The sequence below is a fragment of the Streptomyces paradoxus genome (genome assembly GCF_014202475.1).
Lineage (GTDB): Bacteria > Actinomycetota > Actinomycetes > Streptomycetales > Streptomycetaceae > Streptomyces > Streptomyces paradoxus.
Genome location: NZ_JACHGV010000004.1, coordinates 219126 through 245200, shown reverse-complemented (window position 1 = coordinate 245200; position 26075 = coordinate 219126). Strand labels below are relative to the sequence as shown.

Here is a 26075-nt window from a genome sequence, read left to right as displayed (position 1 = left end):
CGCATGGGGTATCAACGGGCCGACTTCTCCAGGGCCTTGTCCATCGCCGCCGCCAGGCCGCCGGCCCAGAGCCGGTCGACCCGGGCCCGCTCGGCCGCGTTCGGGTTGGCGTTGGTGCAGGACGGGCCGGGCCCACCACCGGACATCAGCTCACCGCACGGGCCCGAGTAGTGGTCGGGCAGCCCGAGGACGTGGCCCGTCTCGTGGGCGGTGACCCGCGTGGAGTCGTACTGCTGGTTCTGCCGGTAGTCCAGGAAGATGTAGCCGTTGCCCCGGCCGTCGGTGGAGGCGTACGAGCCGCGGGAGTCGTTGCCCTCCCGGTAGCTGAAGTCGGCCGCCGACGCGGAGCCCGACTGGAGCTTCACGTTCGACACCGAGCTGTTCCATATCTGGGTGCTGCGCGCTATCTGCGTCCTGAACGTGGGCGCGCGGGAGGCGTCGTAGACGACGGTGACGGCCGCGGCGGCACTCGGGTTCTCGGCGCGCTTCTCGGCGACGGACGCGAGGACGGCCTGGAAGAAGGCTCTCGCGTCGGAGTCGGCGGACGTGGTGGCGGACGTGTCGGACTTGGCGACGAATCCGGCATGGGGCTGCTCCGCGACGGGGGCCGCCGCCGCGGGCACGGCCGTGCCGAGACCGGCCGTCACGATGCCGAGTCCGAGAACGGCCAGGGCGGACGTGGTCTTTCGCATCGAGGACATCGAGGACTCCTTGGGTGGGGGTCGAGTCGTCACCGGTGAGTCTCGATGCCTGTGCGGTGCCTGTGATGATGGCAACCGGGGATAGGACAGCCCTATACGGTGCCCAATTCACCTGGTTTAGCAATGAATTATGTGGCTGGTTAACGCCGCGATTCCGCCTTAGCCTCACAGGGCATGGAGCTCGAGGTGAGGCACCTCCGCGCGCTGTGCGCCATAGCCGACACCGGCAGTCTGCACCGCGCCGCCCGGCAACTGGGCGTCGCCCAGCCGTCGTTGAGCACACAACTGCGCCGCATCGAGCAGGAACTGGGCGGCGTGCTCTTCCTGCGCTCCCACACCGGCTGCCGCCCCACCCCGCTGGGCCGCCTCGTGCTGAGCCGCGCCCGGCCGCTGATGGCCGAGCTGCACCTGCTGGTCGCCGAGGCGAGGGCGGCCGCGTCCGGCGGCACCGAGCTGCGCATCGGCTCGACGGCGAGCAAGGCCCTGGCGGGCTGGCTGCGCCGGCTGCGCGCCCATGGCCGAAACCCCAGCCTCCACATGAACGTCTCCCCCAACGCCCTGCTCCGCATGGTCGCCGACGGCCAGCTCGACGTCGCCTTCGTGCACGAGGTGGAGGGCTCCCCGCTGCGCATCCCCGCGGAACTCCGGCTGCGCGTCCTGGTCGAGCGCGAGCCGCAGTGCGTGTCGCTGCCCGTCGACCATCCGGCCGCCGCGAAAGGGGAGGTCGAGCTGGCCGACCTGGCCGGCGACCGCTGGATGATCGACCCCACGGTCGACGGCGAATGGGACGCCGTCCAGCGGATGTTCCGCGCCGCCCGCGTCAGCCCGCACGTCCTGCACGGCGACTACCACACGGCCGACGCCCTGGTCGCGACCGGCGAGGTCGTCACCGTCTGCCAGCCGACCCGCGCCCCCCGCCCCGACATGGCGGTACGCCGCCTCAAGGGCGACCCGCTCGGCGTACGGCTGCTCGCCGCGGCCCGGACGGAGACCGACCTGGACGGCGTCTACCCCGCACTGGAGGAGGCGTACGGGGAGGTGGCGCGGCAGGCACCGGCGTACCGGGAGTGGCAGGCGCCGCAACGGCCGGCACCCGGCGGCCCCTTTCGACCGCCGAGCCCGGCCCTCACGTGAACCCCTGCCGCTGAACCGCTGCCGATGAACCGCTGCCGATCAGCCCCTGCCGCCGAACGGCTCAGACGCCGATGTCGCACCCGTCGGCACGCCACACGGCCACGACCGCCGGACGGACGTACGTCCCGGGCCCGTCGGGCCAGGTGCTGGCGGGCTTCTCCACGGACGCTCCGTCGATCTCGCCCGGGTGCTGCACGGCGACCAGGACACGCCGGTCCTGGATGATCGGGCCGCAGGTCTCGGCGCCCTTCGGCACGGTCAGGAACTGCTTGAGCTCACCGCGCCGCTCACCCCGGGTCGCCACACCGAACAGGCCGTCGTGCGAGCCGAGCTGGGCGCCGTCGGTGGAAATCCACAGGTTGCCGTAGGGGTCGAAGGCGACGTTGTCCGGGCAGGAGATCTGGCTCACGGCGTCCTTCGGGAAGCCGGCGAAGTAGGTCGCCGGGTCGTCCGGGTCACCGGCGACCAGGAACAGCGACCAGGCGAACCGGGTGCTCTCGGGCCGGTTCCAGCGCTCGGTGAGCTCCAGCACGTGCCCGTGCTTGTTGGCGTTGCGCGGGTTGGCCTCGTCCGCCTTGGCGTTGGAGCCGACGCCCCGGTTGCTGTTGTTGGTCAGCGCGACGTACACCTTGCCGGTCACCGGGTTGGGCTCGATGTCCTCGGGCCGGTCCATCTTGGTCGCGCCCACCTTGTCACCGGCGAGCCGCGTGAAGACGAACACCTCCTCGGCGCTCATCCCGTCCACGTGCGAGACGGCGCCCTTCGCGGTGGCGGTGGCCAGCGGGATCCACTCGCCGCTCCCGTCGAACTCGCCGTCCTTCGGCAGCTTGCCCGTGCCGTCGATCTCGATGGCGGGGGAGTCGCCGGTGAGCTTGGCGACGTACAGCGTGCCCTCGTCGAGGAGGGAGAGGTTGTGCTCGCGGACGGCCCGGGAGGTGCCGTGCTTCATCCGCTTGCTGCCGACGAACTTGTAGAAGTAGTCGAAGCGCTCGTCGTCCCCGGAGTACACGACGGGACGCCCGTCGTGCGTGAGCCGCACGGTCGCCGCCTCGTGCTTGAACCGCCCGAGAGCGGTGTGCTTGCGAGGCGTGGAGGCGGGGTCGTACGGGTCGAACTCCACGACGTACCCGAACCGGTGCACCTCGTTCGGCTCCTGGGCGACGTCGAACCGCTTGTCGAACCGCTCCCACTTCCGCTCGCTGGCCCCGGTGCCGATCCCGTACCGCTTGTCGGTCGCCCGGCTGCTGTTGGCGAAGTACTGGTTGAAGTTCTCCTCGCCGTGCAGGGTCGTGCCCCAGGGGGTGACACCGCCGGAGCAGTTGTTGAGGGTGCCGAGCACCTTGGTGCCGGACGGGTCGGCGGAGGTCTTCACGAGCTCGGACCCGGCGACGGGCCCGGTGAGCCGGAACTCGGTGGTCGCGGTGACGCGCCGGTTCAGCTGATGCCGGGAGACGGCGGTGAGCCTGCCACTCTTGCGGTCCCCCTCCACCACGACGGCGGACAGCCCGTGCGCCGCCCAGGCGATCTCGGCCTGCTCGCGGGTCGGGTTGGCGGCGTCGTAGCCGCGGAACATCAGGATCTCGTCGGTGTACTCGTGGTTGGCGACGAGCAGCTGCCGGTTGCGCTCCCCGGGCAACGGCAGCAGGGCGAGGAAGTCGCAGTTGTACCCGAACTGCCCGGCCTGCGCCTTCGCGGTCTGCTTCTCCGGGTCGAAGGCGGGAGCGCCGCGCAGGATGGGCTCGCCCCAGCGGATGACGACGTTCTGCCGGTACCCCTCCGGCACGGTCACCGCGTCGGCGGTGTTGGGCGCGACGGGCGCGAAGCGCAGCCCGCGCGCGCCCTTGGTGTTACGCCGGGCGGCCTCGGAGGCGGCGGTGGCGGACGGGGCGCCGGTGGCCGGGGCGGCGGCGGCCTGCGGAGCCTGCGCGACACCGGCAGCACCCGCCCCCGCGGCGGCCACGGTCACCACGGCCGCGGCGCGCATCATCGACCGGCGGCTGAGCGCACCGGCGATCACGTCACCGACGTACTCGTTGGAGCTGGTGTTGGGCACCTCGTGGAAGCAGGCGTCACCACACCGGAAACGACAGGTCATGGCGGACCGGCCGCCGGGGTGAGAACCGGACGGCGTTCCGATCAACGGCAGCAGCTTGCGCACTTTGCTCTCTCCTTGGATGCCCTTGGTGTCAGCGTGACCGTAGGGGCACATATGCGCGAGAGCCGGGCGCCCTGGTGAACAACGGATGAACCCCCGGCCGCTGTACGGGGGTTGCGACGATTAAGCCCGGCGACACCCGCACCGGCCGGATGTCCCCCTTGACAGGGTGGACCTGGCACAACAGACCCTGCCCAAGATCACACAGGAGGGCCGCTAACCTTACGTGTCCGTCCTGGCCAGGGATTGACGGCTTCAACTCACGCGAAGGGTTGCGCGCACATGGGCATTCTCACTCGGTTGCGGAACGCGTTCGGTCGGTCCCGCAAGTCACGGACCGCCGAGGCGGAGGGTGCGGCGCGGACGGCGACCGCCGATGAGACCAGCGGGACCGAGGGCCTGACCAGCGAGGACACCCTCGCACCGGCGTCGCCCCCCGCCACGGACCCGAAGGTCCCGTCCCCCTCCCCGGAACCGGAGCCCACGCCTTCGGCCAGTGTCCCCGAGCCCCGCACGCCGGACTCGGACTCCGGGGAACACGACCTCGTCTCGGCGGCCTTCGACCATGTGACGGTCCCGAGGCCGACCCGATCGGCGGAGGGTGAGCCGGGCGCTGCGGAAGAGCCTGCCGCTGCGGAGGAACCGGCGGGTGCCGCGGAGGCGGCTGTTGTAGAGAAACCGACGGCTGAGAAGTCGGCGGGTGCGGAGGAGCCGGCGGGTTCCGCGAAGGCGGCTGCGGAGGAACCGGCCGCTGCTGAGAAGCCGGCCGCTGCTGAGGAACCGGTGGCTGCCGCGGAGCCGACTGTTGTAGAGAAGCCGGAGGCGGCTGAGCCTGCCGAGGCGGAGAAGGCCACGGTTGCAGAGGCGGCTCCGGCGGAGACGCCGGTCGCCGAGGAGCCGGAGTCGACGACGTCGGAGAAGCCCGAGGCCAGCCCGGCGGACGATGCGCAGTCCGAGCCCGCGGCGAAGACGGACACGGAGGCGGAAGCCGGGTCCGAAGCACCGGCGGAAGCGGACGCGAAGACGGAAGCCGCGCCCGAGCCGCAGGCCGAGACGCCCGCAGAGCCGAAGCCGGAGCCGACGGCCGAGGCCGAGCCGAAGCCCGAGGCCGAGCCCACAGCCGAAGCGAAGCCGAAGGCCGAGTCCGCAGCCGACGCGAAGCCCGAGCCCAAGCCCGAGCCCGAGCCCGAGGCCACGCGCAAGGCCGCGCCGAAGGCCGAGGCCGGCGAGACGACCAAGGCGACGAAGGCCACCAGGGCCGCGAAGGCCACCAAGGGGACGACGGGCACGACGGACACAACGGGCACGACAGGGACGAAGTCCGAAAAGGCCCCCGAGCCCGCGGCCGCCGACGGCGACACCGCCCCGCAGGGGCCACCCGCACCCGGCGACGAAAGCCGCACGGGTGGTGCGGGTGGGAAGAAGAACACGGCCGAAGCCGCAGGCGAGGCCGGCCCAGCCCTGACCCTCACCGCCCTCAAGAAGCACGCCCCCGGCCTCAGCACCGCCTACAAGGCCGCCACAACCACCCTCGACCGAAACAACCTCACCGGCACCCGCGCCAAGGTCTACCTCGTCCTCGACCGCTCCGCCTCCATGCGCCCGTACTACAAGGACGGATCCGCCCAGGCCCTCGCCGAGCAGACCCTCGCCCTCGCGGCCCACCTCGACCCCGACGCCACCGTCCCGGTCGTCTTCTTCTCCACCGAACTCGACGGCACCGGCGAGATCACCCTCACCGACCACGAGAACAAGATCGACGACCTGCACGCGGGCCTCGGCCGCATGGGCCGCACCAGCTACCACGCCGCCGTGGAAGCGGTCCTCGCCCACCACGACAAGACGGCGGAACCCACCGCCCCCGCCCTGGTGGTCTTCCAGACCGACGGCGCCCCCGACGCGAAGACCCCCGCGACCCAGGCCCTCACCGACGCCGCGAAGACCCACCCCGCCGTCTTCTTCTCCTTCGTCGCCTTCGGAGACCCGGAGAACAAGGCCTTCGACTACCTCCGCAAGCTCAAGACCCCCAACACGTCCCACTTCCTCGCCGGCGAAACCCCCCGCGAGCTCACGGACAAGGAGCTGTACGAGGGCGTACTGGCGAACTGGCGCCCGTAGCCACCCACCGCTCACGACGCCGCCCGCTTCCCACCCCGTAAAAGGGGAGGCGGGCGGCGTACCCGTGTCAGCTACGATTTCAAGGTTCCGTAGACGACCGAGACCACGAGATCGTCACCCCACGTAGCGACTTGGGAGCAGCCCGCGATGGCTCGACACCTCATCACCAGCGCCCTTCCGTACATCAACGGGATCAAGCACCTGGGCAACATGGTGGGGTCCATGCTCCCGGCGGACGTGTACTCCCGGTACCTCCGCCAGCGCGGCCACGAGGTCCTCTACATCTGCGCGACGGACGAGCACGGCACCCCGGCGGAGCTGGCCGCCAAGGAGCAGGGCATCCCGGTGGACGCGTTCTGCACCGAGGCGCACCACCAGCAGAAGGCCATCTACGACGGCTTCAGCCTGGCCTTCGACTACTTCGGCCGCAGCTCCTCCCCGCAGAACCACGAGATCACGCAGGAGATCGCCCGCGAGCTGAAGGCGAACGGCTTCATCGAGGAGCGCGCGATCCGCCAGGTGTACTCGAACGCCGACGGCCGCTTCCTGCCGGACCGCTACATCATCGGCACCTGCCCGCACTGCGGCTACGACAAGGCCCGCGGCGACCAGTGCGAGAACTGCACGCGCGTGCTGGACCCGACGGACCTGATCGACGCCCGCTCGGCGATCAGCGGCAGCAGCGACCTGGAGGTCCGCGAGACCAAGCACCTCTTCCTCCTCCAGTCGGCCCTGGCCGGCGAGGTCGAGGCGTGGGTCGACGAGCGAGCCGACAACTGGCCCGTCCTCGCCTCCTCCATCGCCCGCAAGTGGCTCACGGAGGGCCTGCACGACCGCGCGATCACCCGCGACCTGGACTGGGGCGTCCCGGTCCCCGCCGACACCTGGCCCGACCTCGCCGCGGAGGGCAAGGTCTTCTACGTCTGGTTCGACGCCCCGATCGAGTACATCGGCGCGACGAAGGAGTGGGCTGACCAGGACCCGGAGAACCGCGACTGGCGCTCCTGGTGGTGGGAGTCGGACGCGAACGTCCACTACACGCAGTTCATGGGCAAGGACAACGTCCCCTTCCACAGCGTGATGTTCCCGGCGACCCTGCTGGGCACCCGCGCCCCGTGGAAGAAGGTCGACGTCATCAAGGCCTTCAACTGGCTGAACTACTACGGCGGCAAGTTCTCCACGTCCCAGCGCCGGGGCGTCTTCACGCACGACGCCCTCGACATCCTGCCGGCCGACTACTGGCGCTACTTCATGATGGCGAACGCCCCGGAGTCGGACGACTCGTCCTTCACCTGGGAACACTTCACCGCCACGGTGAACAAGGACCTGGCCGACACCCTCGGCAACTTCGTCAACCGCGTCCTGTCCTTCTCCAGGAAGCGCTTCGGCGAGGAGGTCCCGGCGGGCGCCGAGCCCGGCGAGGCGGAGGCGAAGCTGGGCGAGGAGATCGCCCGCCTGCTCGCGGAGTACGAGTCGCAGATGGAGGCCATCCAGTTCCGCAAGGCGGCGGCCGCGCTGCGCGCCCTGTGGTCGGCGGGCAACTCCTACCTGGAGGAGAAGGCCCCCTGGCTGGAGATCAAGACCAACCCGGAGGGCGCCGCGCTGACCCTCCGTACGGCGATGAACCTTATCCACCTCTACGCGGTGGTCTCCGAGCCGTTCATCCCGACGTCGGCGAAGAAGATGCGCGAGGCGTTCTCCCTGAAGGACGACACCGCGCTCTGGGTCACCGCGGACGAGGCCCGCTCGCTGAGCGCCGTCCCCGCCGGCACCCCCTTCACCATCCCGCCGGTCCTGTTCGCCAAGCTCACGGACGAGGACCTGGAGTCGTACAAGGAGCGCTTCGGCGGCGAACCGGCCGCGTAACGGGCGTAACGCGCTCGCTACAGCACGGGGCCCGGGAGAACGAGAACCTTCTCCCGGGCCCCGCGCTTTGCGAAGATCCCCTCAGGACGGCCACGAAGGCCGCCCCGACTCGACCAGGGGGACACATGGCACTCTTCGGCAACGCACACACCGTGAACCCGCAGTCGGCCCAGCAGGACTACGCCCGCCTCCTCGGCCACGGCGAGCAGGTCCACGCCGCGTTCCTGCTGATCCGCGACACGATCCTCTTCACCGACCGCCGCCTGATCCTGATCGACAAGCAGGGCATCACCGGCAAGAAGGTCGAGTACCACTCGGTCCCGTACCGCAGCATCACCCACTTCGCGGTGGAAACGGCCGGCACCTTCGACCTCGACGCCGAACTGAAGATCTGGATCTCCGGCACCCCGACCCCCATCGAGAAGACCTTCACCAAGGGCGTCGACATCTACGAGGTCCAGGCGATCCTGACTCAGTTCGTGGCGAGGTGACCTCTCCCGTCATGCGCTGAACGTTTCTCCGAACCTCGAAAGAGTGAACGCGGCTCGGTCCACGAGTGCATCGCCCCTGATGGACCTAGCTTGCGCACATGGTCATATCAACCCATGAGACCTCACACCGGATCTTCCAGGACCATCCGGAGGTTCTCACTCCCGCCTTCAAGGCGTTGGGGCTGCCGCCACCCGCGAAAGCGATCATCGAGGCGCTCACTCCCGACGCCACGGAGGTCAAACCGCTGGAGCGCCGCGTCGACACGGTGCTGAAGGTCGAACCGTCCGACGGGGACGGCTTCCTGATCGCCATCGAGGCCCAGACCGATCGGGCTCGTGACAAGGGCTCCAGCTGGTCCTACTACGTGGCGTACCTGCGCGCGAAGTTCGACCTGCCGGTGCTGCTCGTCACGGTCTGCAGAAAGCAGTCGACGGCATCCTGGGCAGCCGGCCCCTTCGAGTGCCGGGTGGGCACCTGGACGACACAGAGCACTCGCCCTTTCGTACTGGGCCCCGACAACGTCCCGGAGATCACGGACGAGTCCGTCGTGGCCCGGGAACCGGCCATGGCCACCTTCTCGGCCATCGTGCATAGCGAGAGCGAAAACGCCCCGGCCATACTGTCCATGGTGGCCCGCGGCATGCGGTCGCTCGACAGGGCAACAGCGAAGTACTGGTGCGAATGGCTTGAGGTCGGGCTGGAGGCCACTCCGGTCCGGGAGACATGGAGAGAGCTGGAGAAGATGGTCGCCACATACTTCCCGGGCAGGGGAACCCTCTTCGAGGAGACGTACCTGGAGGGCAAAGCCGAAGGCAAAGCCGAATCCATCTTGAGCGTGCTGGAGAAACGCGGCATCCCCGTTCCCGAAGCCACCCGCGACCGCATCACCTCCTGCACCGACCTCGACACCCTCACCCTCTGGTTCGACCGCTCCCTGACGGCCACCACCGCCGAGGACCTGTTCGTCGAAGAGTGACCGGCACCGCCCGAGGGCCGGGCCCGCCCATCCAAGGAGCGGGCCCAAGGCCTGGGTCGGGTCGGCTCGATTCAGCGCGCCTCCCCCACGACCGGCTCCCCCGTCACCGCCACCTCCCCGCCGGACCCGGCCCGCTCACCCCTCTTGGTGTGCCGCACGAACGCCACCCCCACCACCGCCAGGACCGACGCCGCCGACAGCGTGTACAGGCCCCCGTTCGTGCTGCCCGTCGTGTCCTTCAGGTAGCCGAACAGCGTGGGGGAGGCGAACCCGCCCAGGTTTCCCAGGGAGTTGACCAGGGCCGGGTGCCGCGATCTTCAGGTCGAGGCCCGACTGGGCCATCGGCCAGAACAGGGTCGCCGCGCACTTGCCGCCGACCGCGGCCAGGGTCAGGGCGGCCAGGCCGAACCAGGGAGAGCCGAGCGTGGCCAGGAACGTGCCGGTGGCGGACAGGACCAGGGCGATCGCCAGGTAGGGGCGGCGGTCCGCGGCCCGGTCCGTGAAGTGGCTCATCGTGTACATCGCGACCACCGCGCAGATCCAGGGGATCGCCGACAGCAGGCCGATCTGGAACGGCGACAGCCCGCCGATCTCCTCCACCAGGCTCGGCAGCCAGAACGTGATCGCGTAGCCGGCGTACGCGTCTCGAAGGGACCTTATGGAGGCTCAAGTTCTGGGTCCGCGGGTTGAGCTGAAGTCCATGCATGTGAACATGAAGCGGACGGCCGGGACCCTCCCGCACACGTCCGCCTCACATGTCCGCGTCAGCCCGCGCCCGTGCCGTCCTGCGTCGCCCCGGGATCGACGCCCAGGGTGAGCGTCGCGACGACGCCCTTCGCGATGGCGCCCTTCTTGTACTTCAGCTTCAGCAGGCCGCCCTCGGTGCCGTTGCCCGGGTAGATGGTGTCCTCGTCGAGGGTGGTGCGGGTCGTGGTGTTGGTGGAGTACGGCTCCACCTCGGCCGTGGCCAGCACGGACGCCTCGTCGAAGAAGAGCTGCCCGGTGTGGCAGGTCGTGCCGCCCTCGTACCCCGCGTCGGTCCAGGTGCCGTTCACATGCACCTTGGTGTGAATGTGCACGCAGCGGCCCTGGTACCAGCCGGGGAAGACCGTACGGAAGACGACCTCGCCCTTCTTGTCCGTACGCCACGTGCCGCGCAGGTAGCGCTCGTCGTCGGTCGGCTCCTCGTGCCCCCCGCCACCGCCACCGCCACCGCCCGGAGGCGAACCGGTCGGCGCGCCCGTTGGGGAACCGGTCGGCGCCCCGGAGGGCGGCGTACCGCCCCCGTCGCCGCCCCCGCCCCCGCTGCCCATCGCCTCGTAACCGGAGTAGATGCCCAGCGCGTTGCAGTGCCATATGTCGACGGCGGCGTTCGCGAGGGGCTTGCAGGTGTCGGAGTCGATCACCTTCAGCCGCAGGGTGAGGGGGATGCCGTCCTGGTCCTCGGTGATGTCCCGGCGGAGCTTGTCCGCGTCGATGTAGTAGGGGCCTTCGGTCGTCTCGGAGGTGAGCTTGTAGCAGGCCTCGCCGGAGGTCCCGGCCGTCTTCGCCCGGGCGGCCGTCGTCTCCTCGCCGGCGAAGGCGCCCGCCGCGAACGTACCGCCGACGCCCGCCGCCACCACCGCACCGGCGCCCGCGGCGATGACCTTACGGCGTGTCAGATCCCGTTTGTGCTTCGGCCCTCGGGCCGTCTCGTGTCCCGTCATGGGAAGGGAAGCTAGGGAGCGCGGCTGTACGGAGCCTGGGTAAGAGCTGGGCAAGAGCCCTGGGTACGAAAGTGGCTCGGAACCGGCGCCGGTTCCGAGCCACTCACGGGAGATCGCCTACTTCGGCTGCGGCTTGCGCACCGACAGGTGCAGCTCCTTCAGCCGGGCCTCCTCCAGCTCCGTCGGCGCGCCCATCATCAGGTCCTGGGCGTTGCCGTTGAGCGGGAAGGCGATGGTCTCGCGGATGTTGGGCTCGTCGGCGAGCAGCATGACGATGCGGTCGACGCCCGGGGCGATGCCGCCGTGCGGCGGGGCGCCGAAGCGGAAGGCGCGCAGCATGCCGGCGAACTTCTCCTCGACCGTCTCGCGGTCGTACCCGGCGATCTCGAAGGCCTTGAGCATGATCTCCGGCTCGTGGTTCCGGATCGCGCCGGAGGACAGCTCGACGCCGTTGCAGACGATGTCGTACTGCCAGCCGAGGATGTCCAGCGGGTCCTGGGTCTCCAGGGCCTCCAGGCCGCCCTGCGGCATGGAGAACGGGTTGTGCGAGAAGTCGATCGCGCCGGTCTCCTCGTCCTTCTCGTACATCGGGAAGTCGACGATCCAGCAGAACCGGAAGACGCCCTCCTCGAAGTGCCCGGCGCGCTTGGCGGCCTCGACCCGCACCGCGCCCATGATCTTCGAGACCTCGTCGAACTCGCCCGCGCCGAAGAAGACCGCGTGGCCGGCCGCGAGCGACAGGCGCTTGGTCAGCTCGGCGACGTTCTCCTCGGTGAGGAACTTGGCGATCGGACCGGTCAGGGAGCCGTCCTCGGCGACGCGGACCCAGGCCAGGCCCTTGGCGCCCTGCGAGACGGCGTAGTCGCCGAGCTGGTCGAAGAACTTGCGGGGCTGGCCCGAGACGTCCGGCACCGGCAGGGCGCGGACGTGCTTGCCGGCGAACGCCTTGAACTCCGAGCCCTCGAAGATGTCGGTGATGTCGACGAGTTCGAGCTGGGCGCGCAGGTCGGGCTTGTCGGAGCCGTACTTCAGCATCGCCTCGCGGAACGGGATCCGCGGGAACGGCGAGGTGACGTGGCGGCCGCCGCCGAACTCCTCGAACAGCTCGGTCATGAGCTTCTCGACGGGCTGGAAGACGTCCTCCTGCTCGACGAAGCTCATCTCGATGTCGAGCTGGTAGAACTCGCCCGGCGAGCGGTCGGCACGCGCGTCCTCGTCGCGGAAGCAGGGCGCGATCTGGAAGTAGCGGTCGAAGCCGGAGATCATCAGCAGCTGCTTGAACTGCTGGGGCGCCTGGGGAAGGGCGTAGAACTTGCCCGGGTTCAGGCGGGAGGGGACGACGAAGTCGCGGGCGCCCTCGGGGGAGGTCGCGGACAGGATCGGTGTCGCCATCTCGTTGAAGCCCAGCGCCGTCATCTTGTGGCGGATCGCCGAGATGACCGACGTGCGCAGCAGGATGTTGCGGTGCATGCGCTCGCGGCGCAGGTCGAGGAAGCGGTACTCCAGGCGCCGCTCCTCGTTGACCCCGTCCTCGGTGTTGATCGTGAACGGCAGCGGGGCGGCGGCGCCGAGCAGCTCGACCTCGCCGACCTCGACCTCGATCTCACCGGTCGGCAGCTCGGGGTTGATGTTCTCCGTGCCCCGGGAGACGACCTTGCCGTCGACGCGGACGGTCGACTCCTTGGAGAGCTTGTCGAGGGCCTCGTAGGCGGGGGTGCCGGGACGGGCCACGAGCTGCGTGATGCCGTAGTGATCGCGCAGATCGATGAAGAGGATGCCGCCCAGGTCGCGCCGATTGTGCAGCCAGCCACTCAGCCGGACGTCGCTGCCGACGTCAGAGGAGCGGAGCTCGCCGCAGGTGTGGGACCTGTACCGATGCATCGTCGTTCATCCAGTCTTCGCTGATCGGGGTCTGTGTTTCACGTGAAACGCCTCCCCAGCGTACCGTTCGGGCGGAGATCGCCTCCCCCGGTATGACGATCACTCCCTTCTGCTTTCGGTGGCAGCGTTCGATGACCTCTTCCTAGAGTGGGGCAATGCGCACTGGCGAGCCTCTGCCCGCCGTGGGGGAGGTTCTCGCCGCCCTCGCGACCGGCCTGTGGCACTGGGACACCGCCACCGGCCTGGTCACGGTCGATGCCGAGGCGGCACGGCTGCTCGGGCTGCCCGCCGAGCAGACCAGCCTCACACAAGCCCAGGCCCGGGCCCGTATGCACCCGGTGGACTGGAACGAGATCACCGGCGTGGTCCAGCTCGCCGTCACCGAGGGCACCCTCGCCGAGGTGCGGGTGCGGATCATGGACGAACAGGGCCGGGTCGTCCGGGTCGTCCGAAGCCGCTCCAAGCCGTCCTTCGACCAGGTCCGCAAGGCGTACGAGCTGATCGGCACCCTCCAGGAGGTCGCCGAGCCGACGCCGGGCACCCCGGCCGGGCGCAGCGCGGTCACCGGCGACTGGCGGCGCTCCCGGGAGGCGTTCCTGCTGGACGCCGGCCGAGCGCTGGCCGAGGCACGCTCCACGCAGGAGGTGCTGCGGGTCACGGCGAACCTGTCGATGCCGGGGTTCTCCCCGGATGGGCTCGCGGTGTTCAGCGTGGAGGGCGACCGGCTGACGCTCATCGGCCACCACGGCCCGCCCCAGCAGGCGGGCGAGAGCCCGTTCACGCACATGGCACTGGACACGGACTACCCGGCCGCCGAGGTCGTACGGACCGGCCGGGCCGTGTACCTGTCCTCTCCCGAGCACTACAAGTCGCGCTACCCGCTGACCTGGCCGCTCGCCCAGTCCTTCGGCCGCCACTCGTGGGCGTTCCTGCCGCTGACGGTGGCCGGCCGCACCATGGGCGCGTGGATGGCGGCCTTCGCCTACCCGGTCGCGTTCACCCCCGACGAGCGGTCCGTGCTGACCACGGTGGCGCGCATGCTGGCGCAGGCCCTGGCCCGGGCGGGAGTGGCGGAGAGCGAGCGGGCCCTGACCGACGGGCTCCAGCGCACGATGCTGCCGAGGCTCGGCGCACAGCGCATACCGGGCATGAGCGTCGCCGCCCGCTACGTTCCCACCGGCGGTGGCCTTCAGGTCGGCGGCGACTGGTACGACGTGATCCCGCTGCCGAGCGGGAGGTTCGCACTGGTCATCGGTGACGTGCAAGGCCATGACGTGCGCGCGGCGGGGCTGATGGGCCAGCTGCGGATAGCCCTGCGGGCCTACGCCTCGGAGGGGCACCGACCGGACGCGGTGCTGTACCGCGCGTCCCGCTTCCTGCACGGCATCGGCGACGAGGACCCCACCGACCCGCGCTTCGCGACCTGCGTCTACGTCGAGGTCGACCCGGTGAACGGGGTGCTGGACATCGCCCGTGCCGGGCATCCCGACCCGGCGATCCGCATGGCCGACGGCACGGTGCTGGCACGACCGACGGCCGGAGGCCTGCCGCTGGGCATCAACCCGGACGCCGACTACCCCACGACCCGGCTCGCCCTCGAAGCCGGCGAGACCATGCTGCTGTGCACCGACGGCCTGATCGAGACCGGCGGCCACGACCTGGACACCGGCTGGCTGCGGCTGCGCACGATCCTGGAGGAGCACAAGGGCGATCTGGAGGAGCTGGCCGACGCACTGGTCCAGGCCGTGCACGGCCCGTCCTCGCACCACACCACCGGCCCGCTGGCCGACCGCCGCGAGGACGACATCGCGATGCTGCTGCTGAGCCGGCAGGGGGAGGGATGCGGTGGCGGCGACACCATGGCCGTACGGCTCCCGGCGCGGCGCACCGTGCTGACGGTCGCGCAGGCCGAGCCCGAGCGGATCGCGGTGGCCCGGCAGCAACTGCGCGAGCTGCTGCACGACTGGTCCTCGCCCGACCAGGTCGACTCGGCGGTGCTGCTGCTGTCCGAGATGCTGACGAACGTCCTCGTGCACACCGACTCCGACGCGCTGCTCGTCGCCGAGATCACCGGCGGGGTGGGTGAGCGGCGGCTGCGGATCGAGGTCACCGACGCCGGTGACGACCTGCCGCACAAGCGCAGACCCGGGGAGCTGGCGTCCTCGGGCCGTGGCCTGGTGCTGATCGAACTGCTCGCGCACGCCTGGGGGGTGGACCCGCGCGGCGAGGGCAAGAGCATCTGGTTCGAGCTCTACGAGTCCGTGAACGGCTCGGGCGAGGGGTCCTGGTCGCCGTAGCGGTCACGGCCGGGACGCCGACGGCTCCTGATCGCCGTACCGGGTGCGCAGCTCCTGCACCACGCCGAAGGCCGCCGCAGTGAGCGGCACGGCGAGCAGCATGCCGAGCACCCCGGCGACGGACGCCCCGGCCGTGATCGTGACCATCACCACCGCCGGATGCATCTGCACGGTCCGGCTCTGGACCATCGGCTGGAGCACGTGCCCTTCCAGCACCTGCACCGCGAGGACCACGCCGAGCGCCCACAGCGCGATGACGAACCCCCGGTCGGCCAGCGCGACCAGCACGGCCAGGGCTCCCGAGATGACGGCACCGAGGTAGGGGATGTACGCGCCGACGAAGACCAGCGCACCCAGCCCGGGTGCGCCGGGCACGTCGAGGACGAGCAGTCCCACGGTGATGAGCACCGCGTCGATGAGGGCGATGAGGGTCGTGCCGCGCATGAAGCCTTCGACCGCGTTCAGGGCCCGGCGGGCCATGGCCTCCAGGGTGTCGGCCGAACCGCGGGGCGACAGGGACCGCAGGGTCGCGGCGGCCTTGTCGGAGTCGCGCAGGAAGAAGAAGACGAGCAGCAGCGCGAGGACGGCCATGGCGATGGACTCGCCGACCACGCTGACGCCGCTGATCACGCCGGAGGCGGCCGTACCGCCGAACTTGCCCAGCAGTTCCCGGGCGTTGGAGGCGAGGTCGTCCAGCGAGGTGCCGGCCGCCCCGAAGTGCTCGGAGACGCCCCGGGCGGCCTCCTTGAGCGAGGCGACGATCTCGTCGCCGGTGTCGATGAGCGCGGCGACCACGATGTACACGGCCCCGCCGACCACGGCGACCACCGCGACGCAGGTCAGCCCGGCCGCGACCGACCGGTGCACCCCGGCCTTCACCAGCCGCCGGTGCAGCGGCCCGAGCAGCGCCGTCCCGAGCAGGGCGAGCAGCACGGGCACCACGGCGGTCCGGAACTCCACGACCAGCCGGATCCCGACGTAGACGACCCCGGCGGCGAGCAGGAGCAGCGCACACCAGGCGGCGAGGCGCCGGGCGGGGCCGGGGAGGAGGGGGGCCTGCTGGGTGTCCTGCACCCCTCCACCCGATCACGCACCCGGCGGGCCGTCCCGTCAGGGAGGCCCGCCAGGGTGACGGGGCGTCAGCCGCCCCGGGTCCGCGTCAGCCCTGCGGGCCGCTCGCGGTCATGCCGTGCACCGCCGGCACCGTGCCCAGGCGGCCCTTCTGGAAGTCCTCGAAGGCCTGCATGAGCTCGTCCTTGGTGTTCATGACGAACGGGCCGTAGTGGGCCATGGGCTCACGGATCGGCTGTCCGCCGAGCAGGACGACCTCCAGGTCCGGCGTGTTGGAGTCCTGCTTCTCGTCGGCGCGGACGGTCAGCGAGGAGCCAGCGCCGAAGACGGCCGTCTGGCCCATGTGGACCGGCCGGCGGTCGGGGCCGACGCTGCCGCGCCCGGCCAGAACGTAGGCCAGCCCGTTGAAGTCCTCGCGCCACGGCAGCGTGAGCTCCGCCCCCGGCGCGAGGGTCGCGTGGACCATCGTGATCGGGGTGTGTGTGATGCCGGGACCCGCGTGCCCGTCCAGCTCACCGGCGATGACCCGCAGCAGCGCGCCGCCGTCGGGGGTGGTGAGCAGCTGGACCGAGCCGCCGCGGATGTCCTGGTAGCGCGGGGCCATCATCTTGTCCTTGGCCGGGAGGTTCACCCACAGCTGGAGGCCGTGGAAGAGCCCGCCGGAGACGACGAGGTGCTCGGGTGGGGCCTCGATGTGCAGCAGGCCCGAGCCCGCGGTCATCCACTGGGTGTCCCCGTTGGTGATGGTGCCGCCACCGCCGTTGGAGTCCTGGTGGTCGAAGATCCCGTCGATGATGTAGGTGACGGTCTCGAAGCCGCGGTGCGGGTGCCAGGGCGTGCCCTTGGGCTCGCCCGGCGCGTACTCCACCTCGCCCATCTGGTCCATCATGATGAACGGGTCGAGGTGGCGGTAGTTGATCCCCGCGAACGCCCGGCGCACCGGGAAGCCCTCGCCCTCGAAACCGCTCGGAGCGGTCGTGACGGCCAGCACGGGACGTGCCACTGCCTCGGACGGCGCGGTCACGCGGGGCAGCGTCAACGGGTTCTCGACGGTCACTGCAGGCATGTCGGTTCCTCCTCGTGTACGCCCAGTTTAGTTGAGCGTTGAACTTCCTGCCACCCCGAACAGAGAAAACCGGGAAGACATTCCCACCCGGGGGACGGCGCAGCGAACCACGGAAGAACGGCACGACGAAAGGCCGTCACCCCGTTGCGGGGTGACGGCCCTCGGGCTGCAGCGTCAGGCGACGAGGTCGCGCTCCTCGTTCACGGCCCCGGCGGGCTCCCGCTTGCGGTCCCGCATCACCAGCGTGGCCACGACCGCCGCCGCCAGGACACCGACCGCACTGATCGTGAAGGTCGTCGACATCGAGTCGGCGAAGGCCTCCCGGGCCGCCCGCACCAGCCCCGCGTCACCGCCGGCCACGGCCAGGGCCCCGCCGATGGACTCCCGGGCCTGCTCGGGGGCGCCGGCCGGCATCTCGTCGGCGTAGCCGGAGGTGAGCAGGGAGCCGAGGATCGCGATGCCGAGGGCGGTGCCGGACTGCTGGATGGTGTCGTTGAGGGCCGAGCCGACGCCCGCCTTGTCCTCCGGGATGGTGCCCATCAGCGCGGCCACCGCGGCCGGCATGGCCAGGCCCGCTCCCAGCCCCAGGATCCCCAGCGCCACGGCCGGGACCGTGAACCCGCTGTCGACGCCGAGGGTGGTCAGCAGCCCGAAGGACACGGCCATCAGCAGCATCCCGCCGAGGATGACGAACCGGTTGCCGATCCGCACGGCGAGCTGCGCCCCGGCCGCGTTGCCGGCCAGCGCGGCCACCGCCAGCGGCAGGAAGGCGAGGCCCGCCTCGACCGCGGACCAGCCGAGGACGAACTGGAGGTACTGGGTCAGCACCAGCAGCAGGCCGGCGTTGCCGATCTGGACGAGCGCCAGGGAGAGCGAGCCGCCGCTGAAGTTGCGGTGCTTGAAGAGGACCAGCGGCACCATCGGCGACGGGGTCACGTTCTGCCAGGTCACGAAGCCGGCCAGGGCGATCACCGCGACGGCCAGGACGAGGAGGGAGCGGCCTTCGAACGCGCCGTGCTGGGGAATCTCGATGATCCACCACACCAGGGCCGTCATGCCCACCGCGGACAGCACCGCGCCCAGCGGGTCCGGCTTCTGCCACGGCGCCTTCGACTCGGGCATCAGCAGGACACCGGCCAGCAGCGCGAGCCCGACGATCGGGACGTTGATCAGGAAGATGGCCTGCCAGGCGAAGTGGTCGATCAGCACCCCGCCGAGCACGGGGCTGCCGACCAGCCCCAGCATCGACACCGAGCCCCACGCGGCCATCGCCTTGGGCCGCTCGTCCTCGTCGAAGACCGTGATCAGGATCGACAGCGTCGAGGGCATGATCAGCGCCCCGCCGACCCCCATCGTGATCCGCAGCGCGATGAGCTCGCCCGGAGTGGAGCAGAACACCGCCCCCAGTGAGGCCGCCCCGAACAGCAGCAGGCCGATCAGCATCACCCTGCGGCGCCCGAAGCGGTCTCCCAGGCTGCCCGAGGTCAGCAGCAGTCCGGCGAAGACCAGGGTGTAGGAGTCGAGGATCCACTGCATGTCCTGGGCGCTCGCCCCGAGGTCCTCGGTCAGCGCGGGCACCGCGACCGTCAGCGCCATGTTGTCGACGACCAGGACCAGCGTGCTGAGGCACAGCACGATCAGGATCCACCAGCGCCGTGGATTGCGAGCGTCCATTTCCTCTTCCCCTCCTGCGAACATCCTGCGAACACCGTTCCTTCGATGCGAACACTGTACGCACAGCGGAACAGTGTGCGCAACCCTTGAGTTCTGTACGCTGATTGCGCACGCTGTTCGCACGCAGAGGGTCATCAGGAGGACCGCCCATGAGCAGGAGCAGGACGACGGACAAGAGCCCGATCCCGTCCGTGTGGACCCGTGAGCAGCGCCGGACCGACCAGCCCGCGCTCAGCAGGGAGGCGATCGTGCGCGAGGCGATCGCGATGCTCGACGCCGAGGGCATCGAGGCGCTCAGCATGCGCAAGCTCGGCTCCCGCCTGAACGCCGGCGCGACCTCGCTGTACCGGCACGTCGCCACGAAGGACGAGCTGATGGAGCTCGCGGTGGACGAGGTCGCCGCCGAGATCCACGTCCCGCCGGCCGGCGGCCCCGACTGGCGCGCGGCCGTGACCGAGGCGGCCGGGTCCTTCCGCACGACGGCGCTGCGGCACCCCTGGCTGACCCTGGTCCTCGGCCAGGCCGGGCTCGCCTACCTGGGGCCGAACTACATGAGCTTCTCGGAACGGCTGGCGGCCCTGTTCACGGCCGCGGGGTTCCCCGAGCCGAGCCGGGCGATCGACGCCGTCTTCTCGTACGTCATCGGCATGTCCACCACGGAGGCCGCCTGGCTCACCACCGTCGCCCGCTCGGGCGAGACGGAGTCCGATTTCGTCGCGCGCCTGCTGCCCGCGGCCCAGCAGGCCTCGGCCGGCTACGACCACCTGGCGGCCGCCGGACCCGAGACCAGCGCGCAGGCCGCCGACCCCGCGAAACTGCGCGACGACAAGTTCGCCTACGGCCTGGAGGTCGTCCTGGACGGCCTGGCGCTGCGCCTGCCGAAGTGACTACGGCCGGTCTCAGCCGCCGCCTGCGCGTCTAGCCATACATGCGGCGCATCGCGAACTCGACCATCTGCTCCACGGCCTTCGCGTCGAACACCATGCGGTGCTCGCCCTCCATGTCGAGGACGAAGCCGTAGCCGGTCGGCAGCAGGTCCAGCACCTCCGCGCCGGTGATCACGAAGTACTTGGACTCCTTGCCCGCGTACCGCCGCAGCTCCTTGAGCGTGCTGAACATCGGGATCACCGGCTGCTGGGTGTTGTGCAGCGCGAGGAAGCCGGGGTTGTCGCCGCGCGGGCAGTAGACCTTCGACGTCGCGAAGACCTGCTGGAAGTCCTCGGCGGCCATCTGCCCGGTGGTGAAGGCGCGCACCGCGTCCGTGAGGGAGGGCGGGGACGGCTCGGGGTACAGCGGCGGCTGCTGCCCGTACCCGCCGGACATCGGCTGCTGCGGAGGGGCGTACTGCCCTTGCGGGCCCGCTGTCTGGTCGTAGCCGTACATGAGCGCAAGCGTACCGAGAGCCGGCGGGCCCACGGGCCGGTACGGCCCTCCCGGCAAACCGACAGCGAGTTGACAGCGCCCGCTGTGTGGATCGCCGCCGCCACCGCTCGTAGCGTCGTGTCATGAACGAACGCCGTGACCAGAGCCCGCCCGAGCACGACGGAGGCCTCTCCCACGACCTCCCCGTCCTCGCCCGCCGCCGGATGATCCGGCTGATGGCGGGAGTGAGCCTGGTCCCGCTGGCGGGCTGCACGTCGCAGGAGAAGCCCTCGGCGTCCCCTTCCTCGTCCGCGGATTCCTCGTCCGCGAGGTGCGCGGAGATCCCCGAGGAGACGGCCGGGCCCTTCCCCGGTGACGGCTCCAACGGCGTGAACGTGCTGAAGGAGAGCGGGGTCGTGCGCAGCGACATCACCCGGAGCTTCGGCGACTCCGCGGGCGGCACCGCCGCGGGCGTACCGCTGACGATCACGCTCACGTTGGTGGACGCCGCCTCCGGCTGCGGGACGCCGAAGAAGGGCGCCGCCGTCTACATCTGGCACTGCGACCGGGACGGCGCCTACTCCCTGTACTCCGAGGGCGTCACCGAGGAGAACTACCTGCGGGGAGTCCAGGAGACGGACGGGAAGGGCCGGGTCACGTTCACGAGCGTCTTCCCCGGCTGCTACCCGGGCCGCTGGCCGCACGCCCACTTCGAGGTCTACGGCTCCCTGGCCGACGCCACCGCCGCCACGTCGATCACCAGCACCTCGCAGCTCGCCTTCCCCGAGGACGTGTGCGACGCGGTGTACGCCACGGACGGCTACAGCGGGAGCGTACGGAACCTGAGCAGCCTCTCCCTGGAGGACGACGGCGTCTTCGGCGACGGCCACGAGCGGCAGCTGGCCACGATGACCGGCAGCGTGCGGGACGGCTACACCGCGACCTTGACCGTTCCGGTGTGACCTGTCACAGATGACCGGATGGGGTTGCGTCTTATTACTGGCGGGTAGCATCATCGTAGCCACTTGCTACTTGTTGGTACGTGAACTAGCGCGAGGATCCAGTGCCTCGCCGATCTCTCTACGGAGCCGGGAGCCGTCACCATGGGGCACTACAAGTCGAATCTCCGCGACATCGAGTTCAACCTCTTCGAGGTACTCGGGCGCGACAAGGTGTACGGCACCGGTCCGTTCGGGGAGATGGACGTCGAGACCGCGAAGAGCATCCTGGAGGAGCTGACCCGCCTCTCGGAGAACGAGCTGGCGGAATCCTTCATCGACGCCGACCGCAACCCGCCGGTCTTCGACCCGGAGACCAACACCGCGCCGGTCCCCGCGTCCTTCAAGAAGAGCTACCAGGCCTTCATGGACTCCGAGTACTGGCGCCTGGGCCTGCCCGAGGAGATCGGCGGCACCACCGCGCCCCGCTCCCTGATCTGGGCGTACGCCGAGCTGATCCTGGGCGCCAACCCGGCCGTGTGGATGTACTCCTCGGGCCCGGCGTTCGCCGGCATCCTCTTCGAGGAGGGCAACGAGGTCCAGAAGCACATAGCCAAGGTCGCCACGGAGAAGCAGTGGGGCTCCACCATGGTGCTCACCGAGCCCGACGCGGGCTCCGACGTGGGCGCCGGCCGCACCAAGGCCGTGCAGCAGGAGGACGGCTCCTGGCACATCGAGGGCGTGAAGCGCTTCATCACGTCCGGTGAGCACGACATGTCGGAGAACATCCTCCACTACGTGCTGGCCCGCCCCGAGGGCGCCGGCCCCGGCACCAAGGGCCTGTCCCTCTTCCTCGTCCCGAAGTACCTCTTCGACTTCGAGACCGGCGAGCTGGGCGAGCGCAACGGCGTCTACGCCACGAACGTCGAGCACAAGATGGGCCTGAAGGCCTCCAACACCTGCGAGATGACCTTCGGCGACCAGCACCCCGCCAAGGGCTGGCTGATCGGCGACAAGCACGACGGTATCCGCCAGATGTTCCGCATCATCGAGTTCGCCCGCATGATGGTCGGCACGAAGGCGATCTCCACGCTCTCCACGGGCTACCTGAACGCGCTGGAGTACGCCAAGGAGCGCGTCCAGGGCCCCGACCTGGCGAACTTCATGGACAAGACCGCGCCCAAGGTCACCGTCACCCACCACCCCGACGTGCGCCGCTCGCTGATGACGCAGAAGGCGTACGCGGAGGGCATGCGCGCCCTGGTGCTCTACACGGCCTCCGTCCAGGACGAGATCCAGATCAAGGAGGCCGCGGGCGAGGACGTCTCCGCTCTGGAGGCCCTGAACGACCTGCTCCTGCCCATCGTCAAGGGCTACGGCTCCGAGAAGGGCTACGAGCAGCTCGCCCAGTCGCTCCAGACCTTCGGCGGCTCGGGCTTCCTGCAGGAGTACCCGATCGAGCAGTACATCCGGGACTCCAAGATCGACACCCTCTACGAGGGCACCACGGCCATCCAGGGCCAGGACTTCTTCTTCCGGAAGATCGTCCGCAACCAGGGCGCCGCGCTGAACTCCCTCGCCGAGGACATCAAGAAGTTCCTGGCGCTCGGTGAGGGCGGCGAGGAGCTCGGCGCCGCCCGCGAGCACCTCGCCAAGGCCGCCGTCGAGCTGGAGGCCATCGTCGGCCTGATGCTCACCGACCTCGCCGCCACCGAGCAGGACGTCAAGAACATCTACAAGGTGGGCCTGAACACCACCCGCCTGCTGATGGCCTCCGGTGACGTCGTCGTCGGATACCTGCTGCTCAAGGGCGCCGCGGTCGCCGCCGAGAAGCTTCAGACCGCGTCCGCCAAGGACAAGGCCTTCTACACCGGCAAGATCGCCGCCGCGAAGTTCTTCGCCGCCAACGTCCTGCCGGGCGTCACCCTGGCCCGCAAGGTCGCCGAGGGTGTCGAGCTGGACCTGATGGAGCTGGACGAGGCCGCGTTCTAGATCTCTCACGTCCTCTGTTCGAGGGCCTGTTCCCCTACGCCGGGAACGGGCCCTCGTCCGTCGTTAAGGTGAACCCATGACCGAACCAGCCCGCCCGTCTCCCACCGCCGCCCTTGCAGCGAGCGCTTCGCGCGCACCTCTTGCTTTCGACCGCGGCCACACCGACGACCTCATGACCTTCCTGGCGGCGAGCCCCACGCCGTACCACGCCGTGGCGAACGCCGCCGAGCGGCTGGAGAAGGCCGGCTTCAGGCAGGTCGCGGAGACGGATGCCTGGGACGGGACGAGCGGCGGGAAGTACGTGCTGCGCGGCGGTGCGATCGTCGCCTGGTACGTGCCGGAGGGCGCGGCGCCCCACACGCCGTTCCGGATCGTCGGCGCCCACACCGACTCGCCCAACCTGCGCGTCAAGCCGCTCCCCGACAGCGGGGCGCACGGCTGGCGGCAGGTGGCCGTGGAGATCTACGGCGGACCGCTGCTCAACTCCTGGCTGGACCGCGATCTGGGCCTGGCCGGCCGGCTGACCCTGCGCGACGGCTCGACGCGTCTGGTCAACGTCGACCGGCCGCTGCTGCGCGTCCCGCAACTCGCCATCCACCTGGACCGCTCCGTGACGGCCGACGGCCTCAAGCTCGACAAGCAGCGGCACATGCAGCCGGTCTGGGGCCTCGGGCGGGACGTCCGCGACGGCGATCTGATCGCCTTCCTGGAGGAGACGGCCGGCATCCCCGCGGGCGAGGTCACCGGCTGGGACCTGATGACGCACTCCGTGGAACCGCCCGCCTACCTGGGCCGCGACCACGAGCTGCTGGCCGGCCCGCGCATGGACAATCTGCTGTCGGTGCACGCCGGCACGGCAGCGCTCGCCGCCGTCGCCTCGTCGTCCTCGCAGCCGGCCTCCATCCCGGTCCTGGCCGCCTTCGACCACGAGGAGAACGGCTCCCAGTCGGACACCGGCGCGGACGGGCCGCTGCTCGGCAATGTGCTGGAACGCTCGGTCTTCGCCCGCGGCGGCTCCTTCGAGGACCGGGCCCGCGCCTTCGCCGGCACGGTCTGCCTGTCCTCCGACACGGGGCACGCCGTGCACCCCAACTACGCGGAGCGGCACGACCCGACGCATCACCCGCGCGTCAACGGCGGCCCGATCCTCAAGGTCAACGTCAACAACCGCTACGCCACGGACGGTTCGGGCCGCGCGGAGTTCACGGCGGCCTGCGAGGCGGCCGACGTGCCCTTCCAGTCGTTCGTCTCCAACAACTCCATGCCCTGCGGCACCACGATCGGCCCGATCACCGCCGCACGGCACGGCATCAGGACGGTCGACATCGGCGTGGCCATCCTGTCGATGCACAGCGTGCGCGAACTGTGCGGCGCCGACGATCCGTTCCTGCTCGCGGGCGCGCTGACCGCGTTCCTGGAGAGGTAGAACGGGCCGCCACCGCATGGGTGTTCCCCTCGGGGGTACCCGGTGTTCCTGGACCGGAACGACCGGACCGTACAGGGAGGCGACACACATGGGCCTCGGCGGATGCATCATCCTCATCGCCGTGGGAGCCATCCTCACGTTCGCGACCGACTGGGACATGCAGGGGGTCAACCTCGACCTGGTCGGCATCATTCTGATGATCGTCGGACTGATCGGCGTCACCACGTTCAGCAGCATCGCCAGGCGCCGTCGCGTGGTGGTGCCCCCCACGACCCCGGTCGTGGACGACCCGGCGGTGCACCACCACCGCCGTGACGGCTACAGCGACGGATACGGGGTGTAGGGCCTTCCCGTCGTGGCGTCCACGTGGTCCGGCACCTCGTCATCGGTGCCGCGCGGCACCGTGAAGACACTTGCGTGATCACGGCGCCGAGTACGCCAACCACGTCTCCCGACGGCTCGTCTTCGCCGCGCACCGGGACGGCGGACAGCGGCAGTTCGTCGAACGGCCGGTGCCCGAGGTGCGGGACGAGTCCCTGGCGCCGCGAGCGCGTGGCGCTGGCCTGCCGGCTCATCGAGCGCGGCGAGGAACGGCTGGACGTGGTGGCCGCCAGGAGCGGGCTCGGTACGGCCGCCAACCTGCGGGCGCGGCTGCGGCAGGCGACCGGGCTCAGCCCGTCGGCCTACAGGCGGCGTTTCGGAAGCGGCGGCGGGGAAGCCCTGGTGTCATGAGATTCCTCGTGTACGACCGGCTCCTCGGCTTCGGTGACGACTACTGGATCGAGGACGACCACGGCGGCAAGGTGTTCCTCGTCGACGGCAAGGCCCTGCGGCTGCGGGACACCTGGGAGCTGAAGGACACCCAGGGGCGCGTCCTCGTAGACATCCACCAGAAGATGCTCGCCCTGCGCGACACCATGGTGCTCCAGCGGGGCGGGGAGCCGCTGGCGACGATCCGCAGGAAACGGCTGTCCCTGCTGCGCAACCACTACAGGGTGTCCCTCGCCGACGGCAACGAGCTGGACGTCAGCGGCAAGATCCTCGACCGGGAGTTCGCCGTCGAGTACGACGGCGAATTGCTGGCGGTGATCTCCCGGCGGTGGCTGACCGTACGGGACACCTACGGCGTGGACGTCGTCCGCGAGGACGCGGATCCCGCGCTGCTGATCGCGGTGGCCGTGTGTGTGATCCACCTGGCGGAGAAGGAGCGGGAGGACTGA

General features: G+C 70.3%; 21 protein-coding genes and 1 pseudogene. 13 read left to right on the top strand and 9 right to left on the bottom strand.

The genetic code is table 11. The features are described 5' to 3' along the window. Positions 1–11 precede the first annotated feature (11 nt). Positions 12–692 (bottom strand): snapalysin, encoded by a 681-nt coding sequence (snpA, locus tag HNR57_RS15570; protein ID WP_184560932.1) that lies wholly within the window; start codon positions 690–692, stop codon positions 12–14. A gap of 183 nt (positions 693–875) precedes the next feature. Between snpA and HNR57_RS15565 the strand changes: the two genes are divergently transcribed. Beyond that, a complete protein-coding gene (locus HNR57_RS15565) occupies positions 876–1835 on the top strand; it encodes a LysR family transcriptional regulator (protein ID WP_184560596.1) in 960 nt (319 codons plus the stop codon). Positions 1836–1896: 61 nt separating this feature from the next. Here the strand turns inward: HNR57_RS15565 and HNR57_RS15560 are convergent, their stop codons facing one another. Next, complete coding sequence (locus HNR57_RS15560; protein ID WP_184560595.1) at positions 1897–3993, bottom strand: PhoX family protein; 2097 nt, start codon at positions 3991–3993, stop codon at positions 1897–1899. Between the two features lie 279 nt (positions 3994–4272). Here HNR57_RS15560 and HNR57_RS15555 point away from each other — a divergent pair, with 279 nt between their 5' ends. From HNR57_RS15555 to HNR57_RS15540, 4 genes are all read left to right on the top strand, one after another. Then, a complete protein-coding gene (locus tag HNR57_RS15555; RefSeq protein WP_184560594.1) occupies positions 4273–6108 on the top strand; it encodes a VWA domain-containing protein in 1836 nt (611 codons plus the stop codon). Positions 6109–6255: 147 nt separating this feature from the next. Then, complete coding sequence (gene metG, locus HNR57_RS15550; RefSeq protein ID WP_184560593.1) at positions 6256–7974, top strand: methionine--tRNA ligase; 1719 nt, start codon at positions 6256–6258, stop codon at positions 7972–7974. A 125-nt stretch (positions 7975–8099) separates the two neighbouring features. Continuing rightward, positions 8100–8465 (top strand): PH domain-containing protein, encoded by a 366-nt coding sequence (locus HNR57_RS15545; protein ID WP_030846758.1) that lies wholly within the window; start codon positions 8100–8102, stop codon positions 8463–8465. 98 nt (positions 8466–8563) lie between these two features. Next, complete coding sequence (locus tag HNR57_RS15540) at positions 8564–9442, top strand: RpnC/YadD family protein (protein WP_184560592.1); 879 nt, start codon at positions 8564–8566, stop codon at positions 9440–9442. Between the two features lie 135 nt (positions 9443–9577). Here HNR57_RS15540 and HNR57_RS15535 read toward each other — a convergent pair whose 3' ends face one another. From HNR57_RS15535 to aspS, 3 genes are all read right to left on the bottom strand, one after another. Further along, complete coding sequence (locus HNR57_RS15535; protein WP_246554640.1) at positions 9578–10042, bottom strand: MFS transporter; 465 nt, start codon at positions 10040–10042, stop codon at positions 9578–9580. Between the two features lie 164 nt (positions 10043–10206). Continuing rightward, a complete protein-coding gene (locus HNR57_RS15530) occupies positions 10207–11148 on the bottom strand; it encodes an intradiol ring-cleavage dioxygenase (RefSeq protein WP_184560591.1) in 942 nt (313 codons plus the stop codon). A 117-nt stretch (positions 11149–11265) separates the two neighbouring features. Then, on the bottom strand, positions 11266–13029 hold the full coding sequence (gene aspS, locus HNR57_RS15525) for an aspartate--tRNA ligase (RefSeq protein WP_184560590.1): 1764 nt from the start codon (positions 13027–13029) through the stop codon (positions 11266–11268). Between the two features lie 155 nt (positions 13030–13184). Between aspS and HNR57_RS15520 the strand changes: the two genes are divergently transcribed. After that, positions 13185–15326, top strand: coding sequence for an ATP-binding SpoIIE family protein phosphatase (locus tag HNR57_RS15520; RefSeq protein ID WP_184560589.1), 2142 nt, complete (start codon positions 13185–13187; stop codon positions 15324–15326). 3 nt (positions 15327–15329) lie between these two features. Here the strand turns inward: HNR57_RS15520 and HNR57_RS15515 are convergent, their stop codons facing one another. The 3 genes from HNR57_RS15515 to HNR57_RS15505 form a co-directional block, all read right to left on the bottom strand. Next, complete coding sequence (locus tag HNR57_RS15515) at positions 15330–16400, bottom strand: AI-2E family transporter (protein WP_184560588.1); 1071 nt, start codon at positions 16398–16400, stop codon at positions 15330–15332. An 85-nt stretch (positions 16401–16485) separates the two neighbouring features. After that, positions 16486–17463, bottom strand: a complete 978-nt coding sequence (locus HNR57_RS15510) for a pirin family protein (protein ID WP_184560587.1) — start codon at positions 17461–17463, stop codon at positions 16486–16488. Between the two features lie 174 nt (positions 17464–17637). Then, positions 17638–19137 carry an MFS transporter gene (locus HNR57_RS15505; RefSeq protein WP_184560586.1) on the bottom strand — a complete coding sequence of 500 codons (1500 nt, stop codon included), beginning with the start codon at positions 19135–19137 and terminating at the stop codon, positions 17638–17640. A 149-nt stretch (positions 19138–19286) separates the two neighbouring features. Between HNR57_RS15505 and HNR57_RS15500 the strand changes: the two genes are divergently transcribed. After that, positions 19287–20024 carry a TetR/AcrR family transcriptional regulator C-terminal domain-containing protein gene (locus tag HNR57_RS15500; protein ID WP_184560585.1) on the top strand — a complete coding sequence of 246 codons (738 nt, stop codon included), beginning with the start codon at positions 19287–19289 and terminating at the stop codon, positions 20022–20024. A 31-nt stretch (positions 20025–20055) separates the two neighbouring features. On the opposite strand, the gene HNR57_RS15495 is transcribed toward HNR57_RS15500, so the two are convergent. Further along, positions 20056–20520 carry an SseB family protein gene (locus HNR57_RS15495; protein WP_030846788.1) on the bottom strand — a complete coding sequence of 155 codons (465 nt, stop codon included), beginning with the start codon at positions 20518–20520 and terminating at the stop codon, positions 20056–20058. A gap of 122 nt (positions 20521–20642) precedes the next feature. On the opposite strand from HNR57_RS15495, the gene HNR57_RS15490 reads away from it, so the two are divergent. The 6 genes and pseudogenes from HNR57_RS15490 (at position 20643) to HNR57_RS15465 (ending at position 26075) form a co-directional block, all read left to right on the top strand. Continuing rightward, the gene (locus HNR57_RS15490) at positions 20643–21461 is read left to right on the top strand and encodes an intradiol ring-cleavage dioxygenase (RefSeq protein ID WP_184560584.1); all 819 of its coding nucleotides are present in this window, start codon (positions 20643–20645) and stop codon (positions 21459–21461) included. Positions 21462–21602: 141 nt separating this feature from the next. Next, positions 21603–23429, top strand: coding sequence for an acyl-CoA dehydrogenase (locus HNR57_RS15485; RefSeq protein ID WP_184560583.1), 1827 nt, complete (start codon positions 21603–21605; stop codon positions 23427–23429). 76 nt (positions 23430–23505) lie between these two features. Continuing rightward, on the top strand, positions 23506–24855 hold the full coding sequence (locus HNR57_RS15480) for a M18 family aminopeptidase (RefSeq protein WP_281403890.1): 1350 nt from the start codon (positions 23506–23508) through the stop codon (positions 24853–24855). Positions 24856–24943: 88 nt separating this feature from the next. Next, positions 24944–25198, top strand: a complete 255-nt coding sequence (locus HNR57_RS15475) for a DUF6458 family protein (protein ID WP_031118113.1) — start codon at positions 24944–24946, stop codon at positions 25196–25198. 73 nt (positions 25199–25271) lie between these two features. Continuing rightward, a pseudogene (locus HNR57_RS15470) lies at positions 25272–25587 on the top strand (AraC family transcriptional regulator); the annotation flags it as partial. Beyond that, the gene (locus tag HNR57_RS15465; RefSeq protein ID WP_184560582.1) at positions 25584–26075 is read left to right on the top strand and encodes an LURP-one-related/scramblase family protein; all 492 of its coding nucleotides are present in this window, start codon (positions 25584–25586) and stop codon (positions 26073–26075) included. The pseudogene HNR57_RS15470 and the gene HNR57_RS15465, both read left to right, overlap by 4 nt.